Source organism: Acidithiobacillus ferriphilus (assembly GCF_018854775.1).
In the GTDB taxonomy this organism is placed as follows: domain Bacteria; phylum Pseudomonadota; class Gammaproteobacteria; order Acidithiobacillales; family Acidithiobacillaceae; genus Acidithiobacillus; species Acidithiobacillus ferriphilus.
On record NZ_JAAZTY010000059.1, the window covers coordinates 1 to 24,412 of the forward strand.

General features: G+C 59.3%; 22 protein-coding genes. 14 read left to right on the plus strand and 8 right to left on the minus strand.

The genetic code is table 11. From position 1 onward, the window contains the following. Positions 1 to 5 precede the first annotated feature (5 nt). The 9 genes from HF921_RS04885 to HF921_RS04930 all read left to right on the plus strand — a co-directional run bounded on the left by HF921_RS04885 (position 6) and on the right by HF921_RS04930 (position 11,628). Entirely contained in the window at positions 6 to 815 is an 810-nt protein-coding gene (locus HF921_RS04885) for a septal ring lytic transglycosylase RlpA family protein (protein WP_215893423.1), read from the plus strand. A gap of 12 nt (positions 816 to 827) precedes the next feature. Beyond that, a complete protein-coding gene (locus HF921_RS04890) occupies positions 828 to 1,790 on the plus strand; it encodes a sulfotransferase family protein (RefSeq protein WP_064219950.1) in 963 nt (320 codons plus the stop codon). A gap of 88 nt (positions 1,791 to 1,878) precedes the next feature. Beyond that, complete coding sequence (gene ppsA, locus HF921_RS04895) at positions 1,879 to 4,290, plus strand: phosphoenolpyruvate synthase (RefSeq protein WP_215893417.1); 2,412 nt, start codon at positions 1,879 to 1,881, stop codon at positions 4,288 to 4,290. Further along, positions 4,287 to 5,810, plus strand: a complete 1,524-nt coding sequence (gene gpmI, locus HF921_RS04900; protein ID WP_215893418.1) for a 2,3-bisphosphoglycerate-independent phosphoglycerate mutase — start codon at positions 4,287 to 4,289, stop codon at positions 5,808 to 5,810. The genes ppsA and gpmI overlap by 4 nt, the downstream gene beginning before the upstream one ends. A 148-nt stretch (positions 5,811 to 5,958) precedes the next feature. Then, on the plus strand, positions 5,959 to 7,059 hold the full coding sequence (locus HF921_RS04910; RefSeq protein WP_215861915.1) for a 2-oxo acid dehydrogenase subunit E2: 1,101 nt from the start codon (positions 5,959 to 5,961) through the stop codon (positions 7,057 to 7,059). After that, positions 7,056 to 8,246, plus strand: coding sequence for an acetate/propionate family kinase (locus tag HF921_RS04915; protein WP_064220164.1), 1,191 nt, complete (start codon positions 7,056 to 7,058; stop codon positions 8,244 to 8,246). The genes HF921_RS04910 and HF921_RS04915 overlap by 4 nt, the downstream gene beginning before the upstream one ends. Then, complete coding sequence (locus tag HF921_RS04920) at positions 8,243 to 9,736, plus strand: MFS transporter (RefSeq protein WP_064220165.1); 1,494 nt, start codon at positions 8,243 to 8,245, stop codon at positions 9,734 to 9,736. Before HF921_RS04915 ends, HF921_RS04920 begins: the two co-directional genes overlap by 4 nt. Positions 9,737 to 9,748: 12 nt before the next feature. Then, positions 9,749 to 10,672: a bifunctional enoyl-CoA hydratase/phosphate acetyltransferase gene (locus tag HF921_RS04925; RefSeq protein ID WP_064220166.1), complete on the plus strand. Its 924-nt coding sequence runs from the start codon at positions 9,749 to 9,751 to the stop codon at positions 10,670 to 10,672. Beyond that, the gene (locus HF921_RS04930; protein WP_215891998.1) at positions 10,669 to 11,628 is read left to right on the plus strand and encodes a 1-phosphofructokinase family hexose kinase; all 960 of its coding nucleotides are present in this window, start codon (positions 10,669 to 10,671) and stop codon (positions 11,626 to 11,628) included. Before HF921_RS04925 ends, HF921_RS04930 begins: the two co-directional genes overlap by 4 nt. 128 nt (positions 11,629 to 11,756) lie before the next feature. On the opposite strand, the gene HF921_RS04935 is transcribed toward HF921_RS04930, so the two are convergent. Continuing rightward, a complete protein-coding gene (locus tag HF921_RS04935; RefSeq protein ID WP_226834338.1) occupies positions 11,757 to 12,161 on the minus strand; it encodes a hypothetical protein in 405 nt (134 codons plus the stop codon). Between the two features lie 557 nt (positions 12,162 to 12,718). On the opposite strand from HF921_RS04935, the gene HF921_RS04940 reads away from it, so the two are divergent. The 4 genes from HF921_RS04940 to HF921_RS04955 all read left to right on the plus strand — a co-directional run bounded on the left by HF921_RS04940 (position 12,719) and on the right by HF921_RS04955 (position 17,751). Next, positions 12,719 to 13,639, plus strand: a complete 921-nt coding sequence (locus HF921_RS04940) for a beta/alpha barrel domain-containing protein (protein ID WP_064220169.1) — start codon at positions 12,719 to 12,721, stop codon at positions 13,637 to 13,639. Positions 13,640 to 13,787: 148 nt separating this feature from the next. Then, positions 13,788 to 14,792, plus strand: a complete 1,005-nt coding sequence (locus tag HF921_RS04945; protein ID WP_215891999.1) for a 2-hydroxyacid dehydrogenase — start codon at positions 13,788 to 13,790, stop codon at positions 14,790 to 14,792. A 13-nt stretch (positions 14,793 to 14,805) separates the two neighbouring features. Beyond that, on the plus strand, positions 14,806 to 17,331 hold the full coding sequence (glgP, locus tag HF921_RS04950; protein WP_215893420.1) for an alpha-glucan family phosphorylase: 2,526 nt from the start codon (positions 14,806 to 14,808) through the stop codon (positions 17,329 to 17,331). A 159-nt stretch (positions 17,332 to 17,490) separates the two neighbouring features. Continuing rightward, the gene (locus HF921_RS04955; RefSeq protein ID WP_064218218.1) at positions 17,491 to 17,751 is read left to right on the plus strand and encodes a GlsB/YeaQ/YmgE family stress response membrane protein; all 261 of its coding nucleotides are present in this window, start codon (positions 17,491 to 17,493) and stop codon (positions 17,749 to 17,751) included. A gap of 17 nt (positions 17,752 to 17,768) precedes the next feature. Here HF921_RS04955 and HF921_RS04960 read toward each other — a convergent pair whose 3' ends face one another. The 7 genes from HF921_RS04960 to HF921_RS04990 all read right to left on the minus strand — a co-directional run bounded on the left by HF921_RS04960 (position 17,769) and on the right by HF921_RS04990 (position 23,396). Beyond that, positions 17,769 to 18,467, minus strand: a complete 699-nt coding sequence (locus tag HF921_RS04960) for an endonuclease III domain-containing protein (RefSeq protein WP_215892001.1) — start codon at positions 18,465 to 18,467, stop codon at positions 17,769 to 17,771. Positions 18,468 to 18,476: 9 nt separating this feature from the next. Beyond that, positions 18,477 to 19,352 carry a 23S rRNA pseudouridine(2605) synthase RluB gene (rluB, locus tag HF921_RS04965; RefSeq protein ID WP_064218220.1) on the minus strand — a complete coding sequence of 292 codons (876 nt, stop codon included), beginning with the start codon at positions 19,350 to 19,352 and terminating at the stop codon, positions 18,477 to 18,479. 137 nt (positions 19,353 to 19,489) lie between these two features. After that, positions 19,490 to 20,029 carry an SMC-Scp complex subunit ScpB gene (gene scpB, locus HF921_RS04970; RefSeq protein ID WP_215893421.1) on the minus strand — a complete coding sequence of 180 codons (540 nt, stop codon included), beginning with the start codon at positions 20,027 to 20,029 and terminating at the stop codon, positions 19,490 to 19,492. Beyond that, positions 20,022 to 20,858 (minus strand): segregation and condensation protein A, encoded by an 837-nt coding sequence (locus HF921_RS04975; protein ID WP_064218222.1) that lies wholly within the window; start codon positions 20,856 to 20,858, stop codon positions 20,022 to 20,024. Before HF921_RS04975 ends, scpB begins: the two co-directional genes overlap by 8 nt. Further along, the gene (locus tag HF921_RS04980) at positions 20,839 to 22,050 is read right to left on the minus strand and encodes a tryptophan--tRNA ligase (protein WP_064218223.1); all 1,212 of its coding nucleotides are present in this window, start codon (positions 22,048 to 22,050) and stop codon (positions 20,839 to 20,841) included. The genes HF921_RS04975 and HF921_RS04980 overlap by 20 nt, the downstream gene beginning before the upstream one ends. Then, positions 22,050 to 22,709: a site-2 protease family protein gene (locus HF921_RS04985; protein ID WP_064218224.1), complete on the minus strand. Its 660-nt coding sequence runs from the start codon at positions 22,707 to 22,709 to the stop codon at positions 22,050 to 22,052. Before HF921_RS04985 ends, HF921_RS04980 begins: the two co-directional genes overlap by 1 nt. Before the next feature lie 33 nt (positions 22,710 to 22,742). Next, on the minus strand, positions 22,743 to 23,396 hold the full coding sequence (locus tag HF921_RS04990; protein ID WP_064218225.1) for an L-threonylcarbamoyladenylate synthase: 654 nt from the start codon (positions 23,394 to 23,396) through the stop codon (positions 22,743 to 22,745). A 163-nt stretch (positions 23,397 to 23,559) separates the two neighbouring features. Here HF921_RS04990 and HF921_RS04995 point away from each other — a divergent pair, with 163 nt between their 5' ends. Next, the gene (locus tag HF921_RS04995) at positions 23,560 to 24,384 is read left to right on the plus strand and encodes a ferritin-like domain-containing protein (protein WP_064218226.1); all 825 of its coding nucleotides are present in this window, start codon (positions 23,560 to 23,562) and stop codon (positions 24,382 to 24,384) included. Positions 24,385 to 24,412: the final 28 nt, after the last annotated feature.

Sequence of the window (24,412 nt, forward strand, 5' to 3'; positions counted from 1 at the left end):
GGCGCGTGCGGCAAATCCTCTACACGGCGGCGGGTATGGGGAGTCTGGCACTGGGCGGCTGTGCGGGGGTCGCGCCCCCCCCTCCCGCCACCGGCGCTTCGTCGTCCTCCTCTGCGACCTGCGCCATGCCCGCCCCCAATCTGCGCGCTGCCTATAACCGTCCCTATCAGACGCATGGTCGCCACTACGCGCCACTGACCAGCTCCACTGGGTACGCAGTGCGCGGCATGGCTTCCTGGTACGGCTGGGAATCCGGTTCCACCACCGCCATGGGCACGCCCTTCCGGCCCCGCGCCTTCAGTGCCGCCAGCAGGGATCTGCCGCTACCCACCTGCGCCCGGGTCACCAACCTCAGCAACGGGCGCAGCATTGTCGTGCTGATCAATGACCGTGGCCCCTTTGTGGATGGTCGGATAATGGATCTCTCTTATGGAGCGGCCAACGCCCTGGGGATGACCGGGCAAGGGACCGCGCCGGTACAGATCGTCGCTCTGCCGCCCGCCGCCCCCCTTCCGGCAAGCACAGCGGGGAGCACGAGCACGATGCCCCCCCTGCCCATGGCCCCGGAAATGCCCGCGCCGTCACAAAGCTTCCTGCAAACCGGGGCCTTCAGTCAGGTCAACAACGCCACTCGCGAGCGTGACCGCCTGCTCAAGGCGGGCATTCACGGTGTGCTCATCGTACCGGGACTGGTGAAGGGGCGGTCGTATTACAAGGTACAGATCGGCCCGCTACCGGATGGCATCACCGCAATCAAGGTCATTGCCGAGCTTAAACAGATGGATTTTCACGGCTTTTATAGCGTGGAACAATAAAGGAACCGCATCATGTCCCAAGGCATATGGCCCAATTTCTATATCGTTGGTGCGGTGAAAAGCGGCACGACTTCGCTCTATGCCTACTTGCGGCAACATCCCCAGGTTTTTTTGCCAACGATGAAGGAACCGCATTTTTTCACCCGGCCCCATCCGTCTCCGGAGCAAACCCATCTGATTCAGTACGTAGCCAATGTCGAGCAATATCAGCACCTCTACCGGGGTGCGAATCAGTTTCCCCGCATCGGCGATGCCAGTCCTTCTTATCTCTGGTGCGAAGAGGCCCCGGAGCGTATCCATGCCGTGCAGCCCGATGCACGGATTATTGTCATCCTGCGCGACCCGGTACAACGGGCCTACGCCCAATACCTCATGGATTTCAATGAAGGCGTCCTCGATCTGCCTTTCATGGAGGCGTTGCAGCGGGACTGGACCCGTCCCGACAAAGGCTGGGGCATCTCTCAACTCTATGTGGAACTCGGGCGCTATACGGCGCAGATCATCCGTTATCAGCAGCGTTTTGGAGCCGACCATGTGCATGTTTGCCTCCTGGAGGATCTCAAAAAAACCCCGCTGGCGGTGCTGGAGGGCATCGCCGATTTTCTGGACATTGATCGTGCGGCGATGGGCGCCATTGATTTGGAAACGGCACACAACGCTCACCGCCTGCCGCGCGGAAACTGGGCTCGGCGCCTTGCCAGCGGACGTATGAGCCGTTTCATCGGCGAGCATCTTTTTCCGCACAGCTGGGGCGAATATATCTGGCGTCACATTTTCCTGCGCGCAGGTCGTAAGCCGCCCATGGACAACGCAGCACGCCGCTTTCTACAGGAACTGTATGCTCCGGAAATCGAGCGCCTGGAACATGTTTTGAATCGACCTCTGCCAGAGTTGCGGGTATCGTGGAAAGCCTTTGAGCCGATAAAAGATACCAAACCGTCCACCCTGCCCCAGAAGCCATCCGGCAATATCTGAGCCCTCGCTCAGGCGCTGCCAAGGCTTGCTGGCCCCCGACACGTCTACTATGTTTAAGGCAATCGGATTTACCGCAGAGGAGAAGGTTATGTCTGGTCGTTATATTCGTTTTTTCAAAGATATACGCATTGAAGACATACCTCTGGTAGGAGGCAAAAATGCCTCGTTGGGGGAAATGTACCGGGAACTGAGCCCATACGGCGTGAAGGTCCCCAATGGTTTCGCCATCACCGGTGAAGCCTATCGTTACCTGCTGGATCAGGCTGGCGCCTGGCCAGCACTGCATGCCGCGCTGGATGGGTTAGATCCGACCAACGTCACCGATCTGGCCAAACGCGGCGCACGGGCGCGCGAAATAATCTATGGCGCGCCGTTACCCGCAGACTTACAGACAGAGATTCTGACGGCTTATGCCGAACTGCGCAGGGAATATGGCGAAACACTGTCGGTAGCGGTCCGTTCCTCAGCGACCGCCGAAGACTTGCCCACCGCCAGTTTCGCCGGTCAGCAGGATACCTACCTCAATATTTCCGGCGAAGCCGCCCTGCTGGACGCCTGCCGCCGCTGTTTTGCCAGCCTGTTTACCGATCGCGCCATCCACTATCGGGTTGGCCAGGGCTTTGATCATTTCAAGGTCGCCCTGTCCATCGGTGTCATGAAGATGGTGCGTTCGGACAAGGCGACCAGTGGCGTGATGTTTTCACTGGATACCGAGACGGGCTTCCGCGACGTGGTCTTCATCACCGCATCCTGGGGGCTGGGTGAGAACGTGGTGCAAGGCACCGTGGACCCCGACGAATTCTATGTCTTCAAACCCGCTTTTCTGCGTGGCAAAAAGGCGGTTTTGCGGCGGGTATTGGGCAGCAAGAAAATCAAGATGATCTATACCGAAGGGGATACCCGGAACAGCACTCGCAATGTCGCCACCCGGCGCCATGAACAGGAGAGCTTCTGCCTCAGTGATGCGGACGTGCTGACTCTGGCCGATTACGCCATCAAGGTCGAACGGCATTACAGCCAGAAAATGCAGGCAAACCGACCCATGGACATGGAGTGGGCAAAAGATGGTACCGATGACCAGCTTTACATGGTCCAGGCGCGACCAGAAACCGTGGCCTCGCAAAAAAAGGGACAGGTGCTCGAAGAGTACATCCTTGAGGGTCAGGGCACCGTACTGGTGCAGGGACGCGCCATCGGCGGCAGGATAGCTTCCGGTCCGGTGCATATTATCAGCGATGTGAAACATCTGGCGGAGTTCAAGCCTGGGGAGATTCTGGTGGCGGAAACCACCACCCCCGACTGGGAGCCCGTCATGAAAGAGGCGGCAGCCATCGTCACCAATCGCGGCGGGCGTACCTGCCATGCCGCCATCATCGCCCGAGAGCTGGGTATTCCCGCTGTCGTCGGCACCGATCAAGCTACCACCACCTTGAAAGAAGGCGATAGTGTGACGGTATCCTGTGCCATGGGCGATATCGGCAACGTCTACGCGGGTGCCCTGCCCTTCACGGTCCGCCATACCGACCTGGCCACCCTGCCCCGTCCGCAGACGCAGATCATGATCAACCTCGGCAATCCGGAAATCGCCTTTCAAACGTGCATGTTACCCAACGATGGCATCGGTCTGGCGCGGATGGAGTTCATCATCAACAGCGCCATCAAGGCCCATCCCATGGCGTTGCTGCATCCGGAAAAGGTCGAGGATGCCCATGAGCGCAACGCGTTGGCAGCACTGATCCAGGGCTACGCCCAGCCCACAGATTTCTTTGTGGAACGCTTGTCGGAAGGCATCGGAACCATCGCTGCCGCATTTTATCCGAAGCCGGTGGTGGTGCGCATGTCCGACTTCAAAACCAACGAATATGCCTCGCTGTTGGGGGGGCGCTGGTTTGAACCGGAGGAGGATAACCCGATGCTCGGCTTCCGCGGCGCCTCGCGCTACGCACACCCGGCCTATGCCGAGGGGTTTCGTCTGGAATGTCTGGCCATGAAACGGGTCCGCGAAGAGATGGGGCTGGATAATGTCATCCTCATGCTGCCCTTTGTACGCCGGGTGAAAGAAGCGGACGACGTGCTGGCGAAGATGGCGGAGTTCGGCCTGCGCCGCGGCGAAAATGGCTTGCAGATTTATGCCATGTGCGAAATTCCCAATAATGTCATCCTGATCGATCAGTTCGCCAAACGCTTTGACGGTTTTTCCATTGGCAGCAATGACCTGACCCAACTCACCCTGGGCGTCGACCGCGACTCGGCCATTGTCGCCTTCGACTATGATGAACGGGACGATGGCGTCAAGGAGATGATCCGCCTCGCGGTGGAGGGCTGCGCCCGTAACGGCATCCACTCCGGGCTTTGTGGACAGGCCCCTTCGGACTATCCGGAAATGGCCGAGTTTCTGGTGCAAATCGGCATTCAGTCCATGAGTCTGAATCCGGATACGGTACTGGCGACGACCTTGCATGTGCTCGACGTGGAAAAAAAGCGGAGCGGAGGGGCATGAAGGTCAACCCGGTATTACTGGTGATCTTTGACGGCTTCGGTCTCAATCCTAATCGCGCTTTTAGTGGCTGGGCACAGGCGCACACGCCGCATCTCGATCACTACTTTGCCAGCTTCCCTCATACCGCCCTGCAGGCTTCGGGGCGGGCGGTGGGCCTGCCGGACGGACAATTCGGCAATTCGGAGGTGGGTCACCTCACCCTGGGCTCGGGGCGGATTCTCCTGCAGGATCTGGTGCGCATTTCCGATAGCCTGGCGGACGACAGTTTTGCGCGGATTCCGGCCTGGCAGGATATGCTCAAAGACGCCAAGCGCCTGCATCTGGTGGGCATGGTCTCCGATGGCGGCGTGCACTCCCATATCGAGCATTTGCTGGGCATCCTGCCGCTGGTGGCGGCGGCGGGTGTGGAGCCGGTGGTACACATGATTACCGACGGTCGTGACACGGCGCCGCAGTGCGCCGACCTTTACGCCCGTCAGCTGGAGAAAGCCCTGCGCCATCTGGGGAAGGGCTGTATTGCCACCGTCTGCGGGCGCTATACGGCCATGGACCGTGCCGCTTACTGGGACAGGACGGAAAAGGCCTGGGCTGCTCTGCTGCGTGGGGAAGGCCTCACTGCGGACAGCACTGAGGCCGCTATCCACAGCGCCTGGAAGCGCGGTGAGGGGGATGAGTTCATTCCGCCCACCATCATCGGCGATCCGCGACAGAACCGCATAGCCGCCGATGAGCCGGTCTTCTTCTTTAACTTTCGTTCGGATCGCATGCGTCAGTTGAGTGCGGCCGTCGCCATGCCCGACTTCAAGCATTTCGACCGGCAGGGCGAGGCCGCCAGACCTGCCCTGTGCATGACCTCCTACAACGACGAGTATCCCTTTCCGGTCCTTTTCCCCCCCGAAATTCCCGACAGGGTCCTGGCCGAAGTGGTCAGCGGCGCAGGTCTGAAGCAGTTCCACTGCGCCGAGACCGAGAAATACGCCCACGTGACCTATTTTTTCAATGGCGGGCGGGAAGACCCCTTTCCGGGGGAAGATCGCGAGATCATTCCCTCACCGCAGGTGGCCACCTATGACCTGAAGCCGGAGATGAGCGCGCCTCAAGTGGCGGACCGGATCATCGCGGCGCTGGAGAGTGGTGACTACGCCTTTGTACTGGTGAACTTTGCCAATGGCGACATGGTCGGACATACCGCCAAAATCCCCGCCATCCTGCGCGCGGTGGAGACCCTCGACCTGCAGTTTCACAGGGTGCTGCAAGTGGCCCGACAGCAGGGTTTCAAGGTCATCCTCACCGCTGATCATGGCAATTGCGACGAGATGGTGGATCCGATCACCGGCGAGCCCCATACCCAGCACACGGTGTATCCGGTGCCTATGCTGCTGATCGGGGAACCGGACGCGCGCCTGGGTATCGGTCGTGGTACCGCCGACATCGCCCCCACCATCCTGGAACTCATGGGTCTGCCGCAGCCCAAGGCCATGACCGGACACAGCATCCTCCTCAAAAACAGCATCGCCTGAAGCAGGTTTCCCCCAAGGGAGAAGGAGTCGTCGCTATGAGTGCCATTGATCGTGTCGCCGAAATCACCCAGCTCATCAAGGATCTGCAAGACAAGTATCCAGCCGGGATCAACGCCTTTCTGATGGCCCGGCGATAGGGGAAAGGTTGATGAAAGCAGAAATCACCATGCCGGCATTATCCGGCACCATGCAGACCGGACGCATCACCCGCTGGAACAAGGCCGTCGGTGAAGCGATCAAGAAAGGCGAAGCCGTTGCCGAGGTCGAAACGGATAAAGCGATTCTGGATGTGGAGGCCTTTGCCGACGGCGTTTTGGCAGGCCCTTTAGCCGAGCTGAACACGGACATTCCGGTACGGCAGGTCATCGGTTACATCGTCGATACGTCGGAAGCGACAAAGACCGATGCCGGCGGCGCAGCCAGAACTGCCGCGACAACCGCACCGCACGCCGATGGTCTTCAGGCTTCTCCGTACGCCCGCGCCCTCGCCCGTGATCTGGAACTGGACCTGAGCCAAATCAGACCCGGTCCCGGCGGAATCATTCATGCGGCTCAGGTGCTGGCCAGCGCTTTAGCGCCCGAAGATGCGGACCTGCGCCACGGCCCGCCCTACACCATCGAGCGACCCAGCATGCTCCGCGCGGCGGTGGCCCGTAATATGTCGGCGACCCTCGACACCCCCACCTTTCTCATCAGCAGCCGCTTTGCCACGGTGTCCCTGCATGCCGCCGCCAAACAGGCGGGCCTCAGCCTGACCCTCGCCCTGACCCGCGCCTGTGCGCTGACCGTCGCCGAAGATCCCTGGTTCAACCACATCTGGACCCGTCAGGGATTGGCCAGGCGCAGCCGGGTGGATGTAGGTATCGCCGTGGATACCGGCGACGGGCTGATCACACCGGTGCTGCGCGATGCGGCCGGTCGGCCGCTCAAGGAACTGATGGAGGACTGGCGGATCCTGCTCGGCAAAGTCAAAAAGGGGCGGATTTATCCGGAAGATTATCAGGGAGCCAGCTTCTATCTTTCCAATCTCGGGGTTTTCCCGGAAATAGAACGCTTCAATGCCATCGTGCCGGTGGGCGCCTCCGCCATACTGGCCGTGGCCGCCGCGGGCGGTGATGGGCGTGCGGACTTTACCCTGAGCTGCGACCACCGGGTGATTTTCGGCGCTGACGCGGCGCGCTTTCTGCAGCGGCTGGGCAAGCGGCTGGAGGACTTGTCCTGGTTAGCCTCTGGCGAGGGGGGCCGGTGAGCATAGCGACAACGCGACATGTCCTCTGTCTCAACAGCGGTTCGTCCTCCATCAAGTTCGCGGTTTTTGCGCTGGGGGCTGCGGGTGAAAAGAAACGCGCGGAAGGCGCCGCCGAGCGTATTGGGCAGAGCGTCGGGCGTTTATGGTTGCGATGGGGAGAAGAGCAGGCCATTGACCGGCAGTTGGCCCTGCCGCAGCAGCAGGATGCGCTAAAGGCCGTATTCGCGGCACTGGCGGAGGCACGATGCGCGACGCCGGACGGCGTCGGCCACCGCATTGTCTCCGGCGGACCGCGTCATCAGACGCATTGCCTGGTGGATAACCAAGTGCTCAGCGATCTGCGCGCCTCCCTGCGTTTCGCCCCTTTACATCTTCCCGCAGAAATCGCCGCCATAGAGGCCGTACAAGCGGTGTGGCCCCATATTCCGCAGGTCGCCTGCTTCGATACGGCCTTTCACCAAAGTATCCCGGAAATCGCCAGCCGCCTACCCCTGCCGCGCAATCTCTGGCAGGAAGGTGTCCGTAAATACGGCTTTCATGGCCTCTCTTACGAGTACATCGTCGGTCGGCTCCCCAATCACGCCACCGGCAAGACCATCATCGCCCACCTCGGTAATGGCGCGAGCATGGCGGCGGTGCATAACGGGCAGTGCCGCGATACCACGATGGGCCTCACCCCTACCGGCGGCCTGGTGATGGGCACGCGCAGCGGCGATCTCGACCCCGGCGTCCTGCTCTATCTCATGGAAGAAAAGGGCTACAACGCCGGGCAACTGGAGCGGCTCCTCAACCATTTATCCGGCTTGCTGGGCATTTCTGCCAGTAGCGGCGACATGCAGACCCTGCTGAAGCTGCGCGGTGGCGATCCCCATGCGGCGCAGGCCATCGATATATTCGCTTATAGTGCGCGCAAGGCCATCGGCAGCCTGATGGCGGTGCTGGGCGGACTGGACCGCCTCGTCTTTACGGGAGGCATTGGCGAACACGCCGCCGCGATCCGCTGGGCCATTTGTCGACCCCTGCTGGGACTGGGGCTGGAGATAGATCCGGTCGCCAATGAAGACCCCGAACTACGCATTTCAATGCCGCACAGCCCGGTAGAAATCCTCGTCATTCCCACCAATGAAGATCTGATGATTGCCCGGCACTGTCACCGGCTCCTACCGACACGGGAGCACCGTCGTTGAAATACGGTAAAACCCATCACCGTGCGCGGCAGCCCGCGCACCCGGTACACCCCGATCATGCCAGCATGACCCAGATTCTCGACGAAAGCCCCATGCTGCCGATTCATTATCGCATCTGGGCGTTATCCACCGGCGGCACCCTGCTCAGCGGCGTCTCGATGTTTCTGCTGGGTGTCACACTGCCCCTGGTGATACCCATTTTTGCCCTGCCCGCCACCAGCGTCGGCCTTGCCGCCGCCATGCTCATGGGCGGCACCGTCATCGGCGCGCTGGTCGGCGGGCATCTGGCTGACCACCTCGGGCGCAAACCCGTCATGGTCATGGACATGATCCTGCTCATGATCGCCGCCCTGCTGGCCGCACTCGCGCCCAATGCTGCGGTGCTCATCGGTGCCGAACTACTGGTCGGCGTGGGTATTGGCATGGATTTTCCGGTAGGCAGCAGTTATCTGGCGGAATTCATGCCCCAGAGGCGGCGCGGACGCATGATGGCGGCCGCGATCGCCGTGCAATCCATCGGCATGCTGACGGGTGCGGGTTTTGCGCTGGTCCTCTTGCAAAGCGCCCACCCCGGGGACGACACCTGGCGCTGGCTGCTCGCTGCGGAAGCACTGCTGGTGCTCCCCTACCTGCTCGGCCGCCTCACCCTGCCGGAGAGCGTACGCTGGTGCATGGGACGTGGTCACAATGCCGAAGCCGTCCGCATTCTCGAACACATCGCGCCCCAACAAAAAGAGATGCTCGCCACCATGGCCTGGCATCTGGGCAAAAAAATCCACCATGTGGCCAAGGTCCGACCAGGTCGACATATGGGTATAGGGACCCTGTTTTCTCCGGAATATCGACGCCGCACCATTCTGGTGACCCTACCCTGGTTTTTTATGGACGTAGCCACCTACGGCGTCGGCCTTTTCACCACCATCCTGCTCGGCACCATGCGCGATGGCGGGAACGTCGGTATCATCGGTGTTGTCGGCAGGGACCTTGCCAATGCCCTGGACAGCGGCAAGGTGGATATCTTCCTCCTCCTCGGTTCCGTGCTCTCCCTCTGGGCGGTACCCTGGCTGGGCCGGATTCATATGCAGATGATCGGTTTTGGGGGCATGGCGCTCGGCATGGGATTGCTCTATTTTGCGACGGGCATGACCGGAGGGGCCGCTGCCCATCTGCAGCTCATTCTGATCGGTTTCATGGTGTTCAATCTGTTCATGACCGCCGGCCCCAACGCCACGACCTTCATCTTGCCAACAGAAATGTACCCCACCCAGGTCCGCGCCTTCAGCGCCGGGTTCGCTGCCGCCATAGCCAAAATCGGCGCCACCATCAGCGTTTTTTTGCTGCCGGTGATCCAGTCCGCGCTGGGAGTTAGCATGGTCTTGCTGCTGATGGGCACGGTCAGTCTGCTGGGTTTAGTCCTCACTTACAGCTTCCGTGTGCAAGGTCATGGCCTGACGTTGGAAGAGCACCACGGACCGGCCTTGCCGCAATAAGGAGATCAAGATATGCCCTATGCCCATTTTGATGCGCTGTTGGCCGCGGTCGCCCCCCTGAACGACATCCCCGTGGCCGTGGTCGATGCCGCCGAGGAGCATGTCCTGCGCGGTGCCTGCGAGGCAAAACTGCAAAGCATCGTAGATCCCATCCTCATCGGCGATGAAAACAAAATTCGTGGTTTGCTGCCCGAGCTGGGGTACGATTCCGGCGTCTGTCCCGACTTTCGCATCATCCACGTCGACGGCGCCGAAGCCGCCGCGGAAAAGGGTGTCGAGTTGGTGCTTGCCGGAGAGGCCAAGGCGCTGATGAAGGGACACCTGCATAGCGACGCCTTCCTCCACCCCATTCTCGCCAAACTGCGCACGGATCGGCGCCTTTCCCATGTCTTTGTTGCGGATATCAAGACGTACCCGAAACTCCTGCTCATCACCGATGCCGCCATCAATATTGCACCTGACCTGACCACCAAGGCGGCCATCCTGCAAAACGCTATTGATCTGGCGCGGATTCTGGACGTCACGCAACCCAAGGCCGCCATTCTCTCGGCAGTGGAGGTAGTCAATCCCGCTATTGTCTCGACGGTGGATGCCGCCTGCCTGTCGAAAATGGCGGAACGCGGGCAGATTACCGGCGCGCTGGTGGACGGACCCCTCGCCTTCGACAACGCCATCTCCAAAGAGTCGGCGGAAATCAAAGGGATACAGAGTGCCGTAGCCGGAGATGCCGATATTCTACTGGTGCCCGATCTGGTGTCCGGCAATATCCTCGCCAAAGATCTGGAATATCTGGCCGGGGCGACGCTGGCAGGGATCGTGATGGGCGCCAGGGTGCCGGTTATCCTCACCTCCCGCGCCGATCCCGCCCGTGCTCGCCTGGTTTCCGCCGGCCTGGCGGCGCTCGTGCACTATCATCGGCTCCAGATGCTGCCATGACCGAAAGCAACGCCCGCCGCCCGCCCATCGCCACCCTGACGCTCAACCCCGCCGTAGACATCGCCTACGAGGTGGCGCACCTGATTGAGGATCAGAAAAGTCACGCCACATCCACCCGCTACGATCCCGGCGGTAACGGCATCAATGTCGCCCGCGCCCTCAAAGAGCTAGTGGTCTACGCCCACAGTTGCTGTGTCGTGGCCGGCAACATCGGCGAACTGCTGCAAAAACTGCTGCAGCATCAACTGGATGATTCCCACTGCGTGCAGGTGGAGGGAGAAACCCGCGTTAATGCCACCATTTTGCAGGGTGACCCCGCCGCACAGTTTGAAATCACTGGCATCGGGCCGCGGGTTTCAGAACTCATTCTCGCCGAAGTCCGGGAAACCTTTCTGGGCCTGTGCAAAGACGGCTTTGCGGTACTCACCGGCTCCGCTCCCCCCGGCGTGGATGACCATTTCTACGGAGATATGGTCGATCGCGTCCGCGCCGGCGGCGGCCAATCCATTGTCGATGCCCATGGCGCCCTCCTGCAACACGCCATTCCCCATCACCCCTTCCTGATCAAAGCGAACCGCTATGAACTGTCCCTGCTGCGCCAGCGCGAGTTACCCAGGCTGGAGGATGTGGCGAAGGAGGCGCGCGCCATGCAGCGAGAAGGGGTGCAGTATGTCTGTGTATCCCTGGGGGGCGACGGAGCACTGCTGGCCGGACCCGATGGCAGCTATTTCGCCAAGGCACCTCCCATTCAGGTGAAGTCGACGGTCGGCTCGGGCGACTCCATGGTCGCCGGCCTCGTCGCCGCGCTGGCCCACGGCCAAAGTCCGGCAGAGGCCCTGCGTCTGGCCGTCGCCTGCGGCAGCGGCACGGCTGCCCGGCCGGGCACGGAGATATTCTCCCATAATGATCTGGACGAACTGCTGCAGATGACTGAGGCGCATGTGCTGGATATTTGACTGTGTCCGCAAAAAAGCCCTCGCAAAGAGGGCCAAGGGGAAGTATGGAAGACCGATCGATCATTTGTCCTGCGGATCAGACGGGGGAATTAGCGCGCACCTTCCCGGCGCATCAGGATAACGGGCCTTTAGCAATGCCCGTTATCGTTATCGCTGCCGTTCATATTCTCTTCCGCTTCGATACGCCACCAGGCTCCGATCCCGGACGCTGTCCTGGCCACCGCCTTGTTGGGGTAGCAGGTTACTGGGTCCTTTTGTGACTGTGCAGACCTTTGGTACCAGTAGGTCGCCCGAACCCAGTCGGGCTTTTCGATATGCCCCAATTTCAGGCCGGGGTCATAGAGCGTCCCCAGATAATATCCGGCAGTCCTGTTTCCGGTATCGGCCTGGTTCTGCAGTTGCTGCAAGGCCGCAGGAGAACCTTCGGCCTGGTTTCTGAGATTCAGCAGGGTCCCTTCGGCCCAGGACAAGACCGGAACCGTGAGACCGAGTGCCAACAGGATAGATGCTGTAAATCTGCCTTTGTACATCATAACGTGCTCCTCTTCCAAAAAAGGTTCCAAAAAGGTTTTCACCAGCATGCCTGCTTCCCGGCGTGGGTCAGCAACGAGTGAGGGGAGAACAATCCTCTTAACCGTTACTATTTTGTGGGAAATTTTCCCACGCATTCAATTAGCAGCATTCGTGCCATTGTTAATAACCTATTGTATGAATTTGTGTTTTCCAGATTCATCGTGAGCCTGTCCGGGATGATCAAGGAGATCACCCTGGAAATTTGTCGCTCCAGAACGACAACCATCAAAATAATTATAATATATGTCATAATAAACAATTTGTTATGATTGTAGCCCGTTGTCTACAGCAATTCGCCATAGCATTGCGTCATTCCTGCTGAAACCACTCAGGCCCCCATGGGAGGTTACAGGATCATCCGCTGGAGCACTCAAAATCCCCGACTGTTCTATACTGATGGACGAAGCCGCCCATACAAGGATTCCGATGGCGACCATGGACCAGCCGCTATATCCCTTTTCCAAAAAGCCAATCACGCCATGATCGCTTCTCCATCCCTGCATTACAGGAGCCCCGCATGCCTAAAATTGCCCAAGCACCACTCGGCATGTCCGCCGAAAGCACACACCGCTGGACAGAAAACTATCGTCTCGCCACCCAGGACAGCGGACGCCTGTTCCTGATGGCGGGCGATCAGAAAGTCGAACATCTCAACGACGATTTTATCGGCGGCCATGTAGCGACGGACGATTCCGACCCGGAGCATCTGTTTCGCATCGCCAGTGAAGCGCCCGTGGGCTGCTTTGCCGCACAAATGGGTCTCATTGCCCGTTACGGCATGGATTACCCGAATACGCCCTATCTGCTCAAACTCAACAGCAAAACCCATCTGATCAAAAGCGCGCAACGCGATCCGGTCAGCCTGCAGTGGCAGAGCATGGCGCAAGTCCACGACTTTGTGCGCCATTCCGGTCTCCGGGTGGTTGGGGTGGGCTACACCATTTACCCTGGTTCTGAGTTCGAGCCAACCATGCTCGGTGAAGCGGCACGCATCATTCAGGATGCCCATGCCATGGGATTGCTGACCGTCATCTGGGCCTACCCGCGCGGCAAGGCCGTAGGTGAACGCGAGCAGGACCCGCATCTCATTGCCGGTGCCGCGGGTCTGGCAGCCTGTCTCGGGGCGGATTTCGTCAAGATCAACCCACCACTCAATGCGGCTGGCGCCATGGATGGCACGCTCCTGGGTGAAGCGGTAGCCGCCGCCGGACGCACGCAGGTCGTCTGCGCGGGGGGTTCGGAAACCGATGCGCCGGAGTTTCTGCAACGCCTCTACGAACAGATTCATGTGGGTGGCACGCAAGGCTGCGCCACCGGCCGGAATGTCCATCAGCGCAGCCAGCCCGATGCCGTCAACTTCTGCAAAGCCATCCACGCCATTGTCGTCCACAATCAGGGCGTCGATGAAGCGGTCAAGCTGCTGAATCCCAACGCATGATGAAACCGTCGACGCAGCGCAGCAAAATTGTCTGCACCATCGGCCAGGCGTCCGATGCACCGAAAACAAACGGGTGGCCAGTACACGACCAGCTGCTGCGTACTGAAGAACTGGGCACCGCTCCAACTGCATCCAAAGGAGAGAAATCATGCGTTGCTTAGTCACCAGTGCTCGCCCCTATGATCAACAGTTCCTCGGCGCTGCCAACGACGGGCGCCACGAGTTGGTCTTCGTCGAGACGGCATTAAATGCCGAGACCGCCTTCATTGCCCAGGGCTATCCCGCCCTCTGCCTGTTTGTCGATGACACGTTGGATGCAAAAACCCTGGAAACCATAGCGCGTCTCGGGACAAAGCTGCTGGTATTGCGCAGCACCGGATTCAACCATGTCGATATCTCTGCCGCGGGAAAGCATGGCATTACCGTCATGCGGGTGCGGGATTATTCTCCCTACGCAGTTGCCGAATACGCGGTCGGTCTCATGCTGACCCTGAACCGGCATCTGCATAAGGCCTATAACCGGGTACGCGACGGCAACCTCCTCCTCGATGGCTTGCTGGGCTTTGACATGCACGGCAAGACGGTGGGCATTGTCGGTACCGGCAAAATTGGCACGGCACTCGCACGGATTCTACATGGCATGGGCTGTCACTTGTTAGGCTACGACACCGTCCTCAACCCCGCCTGTCAGGAACTGGGAGTTGCTTATGTACCGCTGGAAACGTTGCTCGCCAAAAGCCAGATCGTCAGTCTCCACGTTCCGCTTTTTCCGGAAACCCGGCACCTCATGAATGCGGAACGCTTCGCCCTGATGCCAGAAGGGGCCATGCTCATCAATACCAGCCGTGGCGCGCTCATCGATACAACGGCACTCATAGCTGCACTCAAAAGCCGCCACTTGGGCGCAATCGGTCTGGATGTCTATGAAGAGGAGGCTGACCTGTACTTTAAGAATCACTGCGACGACATCATCTGCGACGACAGCTTCGAGCGGCTGCTCACTTTTCCCAATGTCGTCATCACGGGCCATCAGGCCTTTTTCACCCGTGAGGCCATGAAGACCATCGCGAACACCACGATTCAAAACCTCGACGACTACAGCACCGGCAGGGATAGCCCAAACCTCGTCTCTGCCAACCGCACAGCCCAATGAATCGGAGACCTTTGTGATCATCGCTCCTTATCACCTGCTCCCCCAACTCCCGGAATCACTGAGCGGCCTCGGCGAACTCGCCATCGACCTGCGCTGGTCCTGGAGCCACGCCACCGACACACTCTGGCAGCAGATCGCGCCAGAACTCTGGGAGCAAACTCGCAATCCCTGGCTAATTCTGCAAAATATTAGCGGCGACACGCTCCAGCACCTGGCCCAAGATAAAGATTTTATCGCGAAGCTAGACACCTTCGTCGGCAAACATCATGAACACCTCACCCAGAAAGGTTGGTTCAGCGAAACCTATCCCCACCCACCCTTCAGCCAGGTGGCCTATTTCAGCATGGAGTTTGGCCTCTCCGAGTCCCTGCCCATCTACTCGGGTGGCCTTGGTATCCTTGCCGGTGACTGCCTGAAAACCGCCAGTGATCTCGGCATCCCCCTGCTCGGTATCGGCCTGCTCTGGCAGCAGGGTTATTTTCGTCAGAGTCTTGACAATTGCGGTCGCCAGATCGAACTCTATCCCTACAATGATCCCACTCAGATGCCGGTCACTCCGGTACGCGATGCCGAAGGCGAGTGGCTCCGTCTGGAATTACCATTCCCAGGCCGCACCGTCATCCTTCGCGCCTGGCAGGCACAAGTGGGGCGCGTCACCCTCTATCTGCTCGACAGCAACGACCCCCTCAATGCCCCTGCCGATCGCGGTATCACCGCCGAACTCTACGGTGGCGGCCCCGAGAACCGCTTGCAGCAGGAAATCTGTCTGGGTATCGGCGGCTGGATGCTACTACGTCGCTTGGGTATCCAGCCGGATATCTGTCACCTCAATGAAGGGCACGCCGCCTTGGCCATTCTCGCTCGCGCCTACAGCCACATGCAGGATCATGGTACCAGCTTCCCCTGTGCACTCACCGCCACCCGCGCCGGCAACATCTTCACCACCCATACCCCCGTTTCCGCTGGTTTCGATCGCTTTCCGCCGGAACTGCTGACGCGTTACATCGCTGGCGCCCCCGGGGCCTTTGGCGTCGACGTGGAGACGATCCTTGCTCTCGGTCGGGAAAATCCCGAAGACACGCATGAACCCTTCAATATGGCGTGGCTCGCCATTCACGGCAGCCTGATCGTCAATGGCGTCAGTCGCCTGCATGGGGCCGTCAGTCGTCATTTGTTTCAATCCTTGTTTCCCCGCTGGCCCGAGGACGAGGTTCCCGTCATTCATGTCACCAATGGCGTGCATATGCCCTCCTGGGATTCCGCCGAAGCCGACGCCTTATGGACTAACCACTGCGGCAAGGCACGCTGGCTGGGAGATTTAAAGGATATCGAAGCCGATTTTCGCCAGACCTCCGATGGCGATCTCTGGCAACTGCGCAGCACCGCGCGCCAGCAGGTGATCCTCTTCGCCCGACGGCGTCTGCAAAAACAACTGGCGGCAGCGCACGCCCCCGATCAGGATTGTGAAAACGCCAAAACGGCACTCGACCCCAATACCCTGACCATCGGTTTCGCCCGCCGCTTTACCGCCTATAAGCGCCCCAATATGTTGTTGAACGATCCGGATCGTCTCTACCGTCTGCTGAACAACCCGCACTACCCCGTACAATTGCTGATCGCTGGCAAGGCCCATCCCAAGGATGATGTCGGCAAGGTCATGATCCAGCAGTGGACCCAGTTTCTTCAGCAACACCCCGACCTGGCCGGACGCATGGTCTTCATCGCCGACTATGACATGCTGGTAGCCGAACATCTGGTGCAGGGGGTCGATTTGTGGATCAATACCCCCCGCCGCCCCTGGGAAGCCAGCGGCACCAGTGGCATGAAAGTACTGGTCAACGGCGGCCTCAACCTCTCGGAACTGGATGGCTGGTGGGCCGAAGCCTATGAGCCGGAGACCGGCTGGGCCTTGGGTGACCGTCAGGAGCACGATGCCGACCTGAAATGGGATCAGCAGGAAGCGCAACAACTCTACCGCCTGCTGGAAGAAGAAGTCGTGCCCCTCTTCTACCAGCAGCGCGATGCCAACGGTTGTCCCTGCGGTTGGGTCGCCAAAATCCGCGAGAGCATGAGTCGCCTGACCCCGCGATTCAGCAGCAACCGGATGTTGCAGGAATACGTATCAACCCTCTATGAACCAGCCGCGCGCCTGCTCAGCGCGCGCAGTGAACGCGCCATCGTTGAAGGCATCTGCCAATGGCAACATGATATCCGTCAACACTGGCAAAGCTTGCATTTCGGCGAGCTGGATGTACAGAGTGACACGGACACGCACCATTTTCAGGTGCATGTGTATCTCGACGATCTCGACGCCGACGCTGTGGCAGTACAACTCTTTGCCAACGGTGACGGAAAACAAAATCCTGAAATTTATGAAATGACGCGCGGAGATGCCTTAACCGGGGCCATCAACAGCTACAATTACACCTGTACAGTTCCGGCCCATAGCACGGTCGAAAGTTTCACGCCAAGGATCATTCCGCATCGCGAAGGATGCATGGTTCCCATGGAAAGTAACGAGATACTCTGGTATCGCTGAGAGAATAACTTCATGAACAATATTATTATCTGGCCGCTTCTCCGCCCGTAAAACGGCGAGAGCCTCTCACTTCGGAATCCAGACATTATCCGAATGTGTAGAGATCCCCGCCATACTTTGCTAAGGTGAATATCCAAACCCATAACAGGACCTTCCACTATGACTTTCCTGAGCATCATCACCTTCCTCGTCATTGGCGGCGTTGCGGGCTGGCTGGCAGGACTGCTGGTCAAGGGACGCGGCTTTGGGATTATCGGAGATATCATCGTTGGCATCATCGGCGCGTTCATCGGCGGCTTCGTGCTCATTTTCTTCGGCCTGGCAGGACTTTTCGGGGCTGGCATTATCGGCGCCATCGCTGTGGCTTTCATCGGCGCGGTCATCCTCCTGAGCATCATCAAGCTCGTCAAAAAGATGTAAGCCCAGCCACATGAATATTATGGCTGTTCTGGTTGACGAGGGCGGCCTTGTCCTGCCGCATAAGCGCAGTGCGTATGGAGCGGACACGTATCGCAGCGCGGGCGAGGCCGGCAGTAATCCTTACCCAAAGAGACCAGCAAGGCATGCAGCGCATTACGCATCGCCACGTCACCGGGCTCCAACTCAGCCTCGATGGCAGCCTGCACCTCGGTATAAGAAAGATGATCATCCAGCAGACCCAAGCGACCCCCAATCCGGCGGGTGTAAGCATCCACCACCATAACCGGGAGGTCGAGGGCATAGAGCAGAATGGAATCTGCCGTTTCTTCACCGACACCGTGGACCGCCAGCAAGTCTCGACGCAATTCCGGCCCAGCCACCTGCCGGGCGAGTTGTTCCGGCGCCGCGTCCACCCCCCGCGCCTTTAGAAACCGGCACAAGGCCAGCAGGCGTTTGGTCTTTATCCGATAAAATCCGGATGGCCGGAGCAGTTCAGCCAGGTCACTTTCGGACAATGTCAGGATGGCCGCCACACTCAGGGCATTGGCCGCCCGCAGGTTGGCAATCGCCTTTTCGACATTGCGCCAGGCGGTATTCTGGGTCAGAACTGCACCCACCATGACCTCAAAGGGCGACTGCGCGGGCCACCACTCCTGCGGGCCGAAAGCCGCTTCCAGCGCCCCGAATACGACTAACCAACCCCTTTTCCCCGGCATCGGCAGGAACTAACCCCGAACCACCCGACGTCCCTGCCCCGTTCGGCCCCGCGGTACCCCCTGTCGGGCTTCTCGCCGACTGTTATTTTTGCGCGGTTCAGACGCCTCGGTCCCTCGTTCCGCCTGGTCAGAGGGCGGCGTCGCGGGGTTGACCCACTGCACGCTGGCGAGCAAAGCTTCGCGCTCTTCGTCGGACAACTCGTCAAAGTAACCGGTCTTGAGCAAACGCGGCATTTCCACCACCCCGTAGCGCACCCGGATCAGACGACTCACGGTCAGGCCGACGGCCTCGAAGAGTCGTCGCACTTCGCGATTACGCCCCTCGGTCAGAGTGACGTGATACCAGCGATTGAGGCCCTCACCACCGGTCTCTTGCAAGGTCGCAAAACGCGCTTCGCCATCTTCCAGCGGTACGCCTTGCAATAGGCTGGCCTGCTGCTCCGGACTCACCACCCCCATCACCCTGACGGCATATTCACGCTCGATGCCCGCGCGCGGATGCATCAACGCGTTAGCCAGATCACCATCATTGGTTAACAGCAGCAAACCCTCGGTGTTGAAGTCGAGACGCCCGATCGTGATCCAACGACTACCGCGCAACCGCGGCAAGCGATCAAAAACCGTGGGGCGGCCCTCGGGGTCACTGCGGGTGGTGAGTTCCCCGGCCGGCTTGTGATAGCGCAGCACGCGCAGACGTGGACGCACCCAGGAAGGAATCCGCAATACCGCCCCATCAACGGCAATTTTGTCCTGTGCCGTCACCCGATCACCCAGTTTGGCGGGCTGACCATTCACCACCACACGCCCTGCCGCAATCCATTCCTCCATCAGGCGACGGGATCCCAGGCCAAAACGAGCAAGTACCTTCTGCAATTTTTCGTCCATATTTCTCCAAAACCCACACAAGCTGCGACAAATACTTCCTGGATCATATCCCGTTCGCGCTCTCGCACCTACAAAAACTACCCCGCAACCACCAAGGCGGGGTAGTCTTCAAAAAACCGTGAAGCGGTCAGGAAGCCTTACGATGGGTCTCGTCTTCCTTTTTCTTCTTCACATCCAGCCTCTGCTGCCCCTATGATCGTTGGCAACCCGGCCAGCGAAACCAGAGAAAAATGTTCAAGAAATTGGGACGTCGTTACCCAGAGTGCGGGTCGACCGGGGGTTTCACGGTGCCCGGCGACCATAATCCAGCCCCGATCCTGAAGCTGCTGCATAATCTGTGCACTCACGGCCACTCCCCGCCAGTGCTCAATTTCCGGTCGCGTTACCGGCTGCTGGTAGGCGATCACGGCCAAGGTCTCCAGTGTCGCCTTGGATAAAGGCCGTGGCGCTTCGACGTGAAGACGTGCCAGGATGGCGTTGTGGCGCGGATGAATCTGCAGGCGATAGCCACCCGCGACACAGACGAGTTGCAAAACCCCTTCACCAACGGCCAGCAGGGTATCCAGCTCCGCCTCCCATCCGGCGCAGTCAGGATTATCGTCACAGATGGACGCCAGCTGCTCGCGGGAGAGCGGTTCAGCGCTGGACAGAAACAACGCCAGGAGTGCCTCACGCATCGAATATTACCCTGCGTTCTTCGGCGACGGCCACCGCCGCAATCCGCCACCCCCCTTCTTCGTCGTCTATCAAAGCCAGCGCCTGTTGTCGGAGTAATTCCAAGAGGGCTAACAGTGACACGGCGAGAGTCAGGCGATCCACGGCGGGCGGCAAGATCTCGATGAAACTCCAGGGGCGTGGCTCTCGACGGCAATGCAGCAGTAATTCCATCATCCGTTGCCGTAATCCCATATGTTGATTCGTCAGGGTATGGGCGAGAGGTGGCTTGCGCGCCGGGCGTAGAAGCAACGCCTGCCAGGCATTCACAACATCGGCGAGGGTCACCAGCGGGGGTGCCAAGGGCAAAGCAGAATGAGTTGCGGGGTAAACCGACCAGAAATCCCGTCCGGCTTGGGGCAAGGTATGGAGCGCCGCCGCTTGCCTTTGCACTGTAGCCAAAGCCTCCAGGCGGCGTGCCAGTTCCAGACGGGGATCGCAGTCTTCATCGTCCGCTGCGGGTGGCACGGGCAGCAGCATGCGGACCTTGATCTCCGCCAGCCAAGCCGCCATCAGCAGATATTCCGCCGCCAGTTCCAGATTGCGGCGACGTGCTTCATGCAGGTAGAGCAAATACTGCCGGGTCACTTCGGCCACCGGGATATCACGGATATCCATACGGTTACGGCGGATCAGCCAGAGCAGCAGTTCCAGCGGACCGGCAAAGCTTTCCAGCAACAATTCCAAGGCACCCGGTGGGATGAAGAGGCCATCCGGCAGAGCTTCCAGGCGCCGCCCATGGACCTGCATGGGCGGCGCCGAAGGACTTGGCTCAGAGACCGCGCCGCTCATGGGCCAAACCCATGGCCGCACGCACCCGCTCCAGCGTCTGCTCAGCGCGTTGGCGGGCCCGCTGAGCGCCGCCTTGAGCGATCTCCCGCAGTTGCTCCGGCCGGGCCGCCCAGTACTCTGCCCGCTCACGGATCGGGGCCTGTTCAGCGAGCACGGCTTCGATCAGCGGCCGTTTACAATCTAGGCAGCCAATGCCCGCCGTGATACAGCCGTCACGTACCCAGGACTGTGTCTCCGGACCGGAATAGACTTGGTGCAAGGCCCAGACCGGACACTTTTCGGGTGTACCCGGATCCGTGCGCAACACTCGCGCCGGGTCGGTGGGCATGGTACGGATTTTCTTCTGAACCTCCTCCGGCGCCGCGCGCAGTGGAATGGTATTGCCGTAAGACTTGCTCATTTTCTGTCCGTCGAGCCCGGGCATTTTGGAGGCAGATGTCAGCAGCGCTTGCGGCTCACGAAGAATTTCCCGACCTTTGCCCTCTAGTCGCGCGAGAAGCTGTTCGCGCATCCCGGCGCTGAGCCCCGCCTGCTGTTCGAGAAACTCCATCGCCTCGGTCACCGCCAGCGCATCCCCGTTTTGCTGAAAACGCTGCTGTAAGGCGCCAAACGTCTTTGCCGCGCGCTTTCCCATGGCCTGCAGGCCCTTTTCCACCTGCGCCGTGGCACCGGCATCACGACCATAGAAACTGTTGAAACGCCGCGCCAACTCCCGGCTGATTTCCAGATGCGCCACCTGATCCGCCCCCACCGGTACCTTGTGGGCGTCATAAAGCAGTATGTCAGCCGTCATCAACAGTGGATAACCCAGAAACCCAAAGGTAGCGAGATCCCGCTCCCGCAACTTTTCTTGTTGATCCTTGAAGGTCGGCACCCGCTCCAGCCAGGGCAGAGGCGTCAGCATCCCCAGCAGAAGTGCCAACTCCGCGTGCTGTGGCACGTGAGATTGAATAAAGAGCACGGCCTTGTCCGGGTCCACTCCCACCGCCAGCCATTCGATGAGCAGATCCCAGACTGCCGCGCTGATTCCTTGTGTCGTTTCATAGTGGGTGGTCAGCGCATGCCAGTCGGCAACAAAAAAATAACACTCCGCTGTGTCCTGCAAACGCAGCCAGTTTTTGAGTACGCCGTGATAATGCCCCAGATGCAGATGCCCCGTCGGTCGCATGCCGGAAACGATGATCTCGCTCATCACAAACCGCCGATCGTCAGAAAAAAGTTGCGCATCAACAGGAAAAGAGGACCCAGAACGGACCACAGTACACCGGTAAACAGTAGCACAATCAAAATAATGAACCCGTAAGGCTCTACCCGGCTCAGGGCAATACTGGCCGATGCCGGCAAGAGCCCCACTGCCACTCGGCCACCGTCCAGAGGCGGAATGGGGATCAGATTAAAAATGATCAGAATGACATTGATCATAATGCCCGCCTCGCCCATCAACTGCATGGGCTCGCCAATATACGCCAAGACACCGGGAAGATGTCCACCCAACCACAGCACCAGCGTCCAGAAGAAGGCCATCAACAAATTAGCGATCGGCCCGGCGATGGCGACGAACACCATATCGCGTTTAGGCGCTTTCAGTCCGCCAAAATTGACCGGTACCGGTTTGGCGTAACCGAAGAGAAAAGGAGAGTGAAACAGAAGCAATATACCCGGCAGCAAAATCGTTCCAAAAGGATCGATGTGTTTAATCGGATTCAAGGTCAGCCGACCCATGAGCATAGCGGTGGGATCACCCCGCTTCCAGGCGACCCAGCCATGGGCTACCTCATGCACGGTAATGGCGAAGAGCACGGGGATGGCCCAAATGGCCAGGGTTCGGATAAATTGCGCGGCATCAAACATGGGTGCAGTATATCAGCGTAATGCCCCGTCCACCTAATGCGGCATGGGACACTGGACGGCAACACTGAGGCCCAGCAACCCTGGGTCACCAGAGCCTTCACGGAGCACCCGCGGCGGCCATTGCAGAAGATCCACCACCGTCGAACAGAGCACTCCACCCACACCCGAGAGCAGCACCATGTCCACCTGATTTCCCAACGCCTCGCAGATTTCGTCTGGATCCGTCAGTGGTGCACTGGCGCCCGGAAGTTGCAGGGTGGAACTCATCAATGGCTCCCCCAAATCCGTAATGAGATTTTCGCACAAGGGATTTTTGGGTATTCGCACGCCAATACTGCGTTTGCGCGGGTCAGCGAGACGACGCGGTACATCTTTGGTAGCCGGCAGAATGAAGGTATAAGGTCCGGGCAAGGTCTTGCGCAACAGTGCGTAGGCGCGATCGTCCAACTTGGCATAGTCCGCCAATTGGGAAATACTGGAGAACAGGAGCGAAAGGTCATGCTGCAAGTCCAGTTGCCGGATGCGCCGCAAGCGCTCCTGCGACTCCCGCGCCGCAATCATGCAACCCAAGGCATAACAAGTATCTGTAGGATAGACCAGTAAGCCCCCCGCACGCAGCACCTCAACCGCTTGCACCAGCAGTCGCGGCTGTGGATTCACGGGATGCAGCTCTATACACAACGCCATGTCATCTTCCTTAACGACCCAAATTTGCCTTTGGAGATGATACGTCAGCCGCACTCGACCCCGCCAGACGGCGCCAGCCTTTGTCGCCGTAGAGGCAGCACAGCAAGATATGCGCTACAATCGTCAGTCCCACTGCCAGAATTTTAAGGAGGCGGCAGATACAATGCCCGCAGATGACGTCCGTCCGACCTGGTCTCTAGCCGATATTCCTTACGCGGCTATTGAAAAAGAAAAAATCATCGGCAATATGGACTGGTTTTATCTATTAGCCGGTGCTTCCTTCGTAGAAACGCTGTCTGATCTCTACACCCGTAACCTGGTGGACTACTATCAGGAAAATATAAACGCCACCGCGTGGTTACGCCAGGAGTGGGAGATCGAAGAGGTACAACATGGGCACGCACTGCGCCAATATGTGCTCACTGTATGGCCGGACTTTGATTGGGAACGCGCTTATCAGGGCTTTGTAGATGCTTATGTGCCCTACTGTCGCACTGAGTTGCTGGGACCCACACATGCCTTGGAAATGGCTTCACGCTGCGTCGTTGAGACGGGTACGGCCAGCTTCTATACGATGATTCAGGCGGCCAGTCCGGAGGCCGTACTGCGCCAACTCGCTGCCCGCATTCGCGCCGACGAAATCCACCACTATAAATATTTCTACCGCTTTTTTTTGCAATACCAAGCGCGTGAAAAAAATTCACGCTGGCGCATCGGCCGCGAACTCTGGAAACGTGTAGCCGAGGCAGATCAGGAAGACAGTTATCTTGCCCTCAAAAACGCTTTTGAAGTAAAAAATCCTGGGCAACAATTCTCTCCAGAAGATTTCTCGGCATTTCGACGCCGCATGGGCAATTGGATAAGTCATCACTACCCCTTCGATATGGCGATAAAAATGCTGCTTAAACCGATCGCCTTACCTCCCATGCTGCAAAAAGCCGCGTTTCCTTTACTAGCGCGTAGCGCACGGCGCGCCATCGTCCATTAACCACATTACCAACGGGCGCGCCGCCTCA

What these genes read in the sequence shown, in the direction of transcription:
- HF921_RS04890 (WP_064219950.1), top strand. Translation starts at nt 828, where the DNA reads ATGTCCCAAGGCATATGGCCCAATTTCTATATCGTTGGTGCGGTGAAA.
- ppsA (WP_215893417.1), top strand. Translation starts at nt 1,879, where the DNA reads ATGTCTGGTCGTTATATTCGTTTTTTCAAAGATATACGCATTGAAGAC.
- gpmI (WP_215893418.1), top strand. Translation starts at nt 4,287, where the DNA reads ATGAAGGTCAACCCGGTATTACTGGTGATCTTTGACGGCTTCGGTCTC.
- HF921_RS04910 (WP_215861915.1), top strand. Translation starts at nt 5,959, where the DNA reads ATGAAAGCAGAAATCACCATGCCGGCATTATCCGGCACCATGCAGACC.
- HF921_RS04925 (WP_064220166.1), top strand. Translation starts at nt 9,749, where the DNA reads ATGCCCTATGCCCATTTTGATGCGCTGTTGGCCGCGGTCGCCCCCCTG.
- HF921_RS04930 (WP_215891998.1), top strand. Translation starts at nt 10,669, where the DNA reads ATGACCGAAAGCAACGCCCGCCGCCCGCCCATCGCCACCCTGACGCTC.
- HF921_RS04935 (WP_226834338.1), bottom strand. Translation starts at nt 12,161, where the DNA reads ATGATGTACAAAGGCAGATTTACAGCATCTATCCTGTTGGCACTCGGT.
- HF921_RS04940 (WP_064220169.1), top strand. Translation starts at nt 12,719, where the DNA reads ATGCCTAAAATTGCCCAAGCACCACTCGGCATGTCCGCCGAAAGCACA.
- HF921_RS04945 (WP_215891999.1), top strand. Translation starts at nt 13,788, where the DNA reads ATGCGTTGCTTAGTCACCAGTGCTCGCCCCTATGATCAACAGTTCCTC.
- HF921_RS04955 (WP_064218218.1), top strand. Translation starts at nt 17,491, where the DNA reads ATGACTTTCCTGAGCATCATCACCTTCCTCGTCATTGGCGGCGTTGCG.
- HF921_RS04960 (WP_215892001.1), bottom strand. Translation starts at nt 18,467, where the DNA reads ATGCCGGGGAAAAGGGGTTGGTTAGTCGTATTCGGGGCGCTGGAAGCG.
- rluB (WP_064218220.1), bottom strand. Translation starts at nt 19,352, where the DNA reads ATGGACGAAAAATTGCAGAAGGTACTTGCTCGTTTTGGCCTGGGATCC.
- scpB (WP_215893421.1), bottom strand. Translation starts at nt 20,029, where the DNA reads ATGCGTGAGGCACTCCTGGCGTTGTTTCTGTCCAGCGCTGAACCGCTC.
- HF921_RS04975 (WP_064218222.1), bottom strand. Translation starts at nt 20,858, where the DNA reads ATGAGCGGCGCGGTCTCTGAGCCAAGTCCTTCGGCGCCGCCCATGCAG.
- HF921_RS04980 (WP_064218223.1), bottom strand. Translation starts at nt 22,050, where the DNA reads ATGAGCGAGATCATCGTTTCCGGCATGCGACCGACGGGGCATCTGCAT.
- HF921_RS04985 (WP_064218224.1), bottom strand. Translation starts at nt 22,709, where the DNA reads ATGTTTGATGCCGCGCAATTTATCCGAACCCTGGCCATTTGGGCCATC.
- HF921_RS04990 (WP_064218225.1), bottom strand. Translation starts at nt 23,396, where the DNA reads ATGGCGTTGTGTATAGAGCTGCATCCCGTGAATCCACAGCCGCGACTG.
- HF921_RS04995 (WP_064218226.1), top strand. Translation starts at nt 23,560, where the DNA reads ATGCCCGCAGATGACGTCCGTCCGACCTGGTCTCTAGCCGATATTCCT.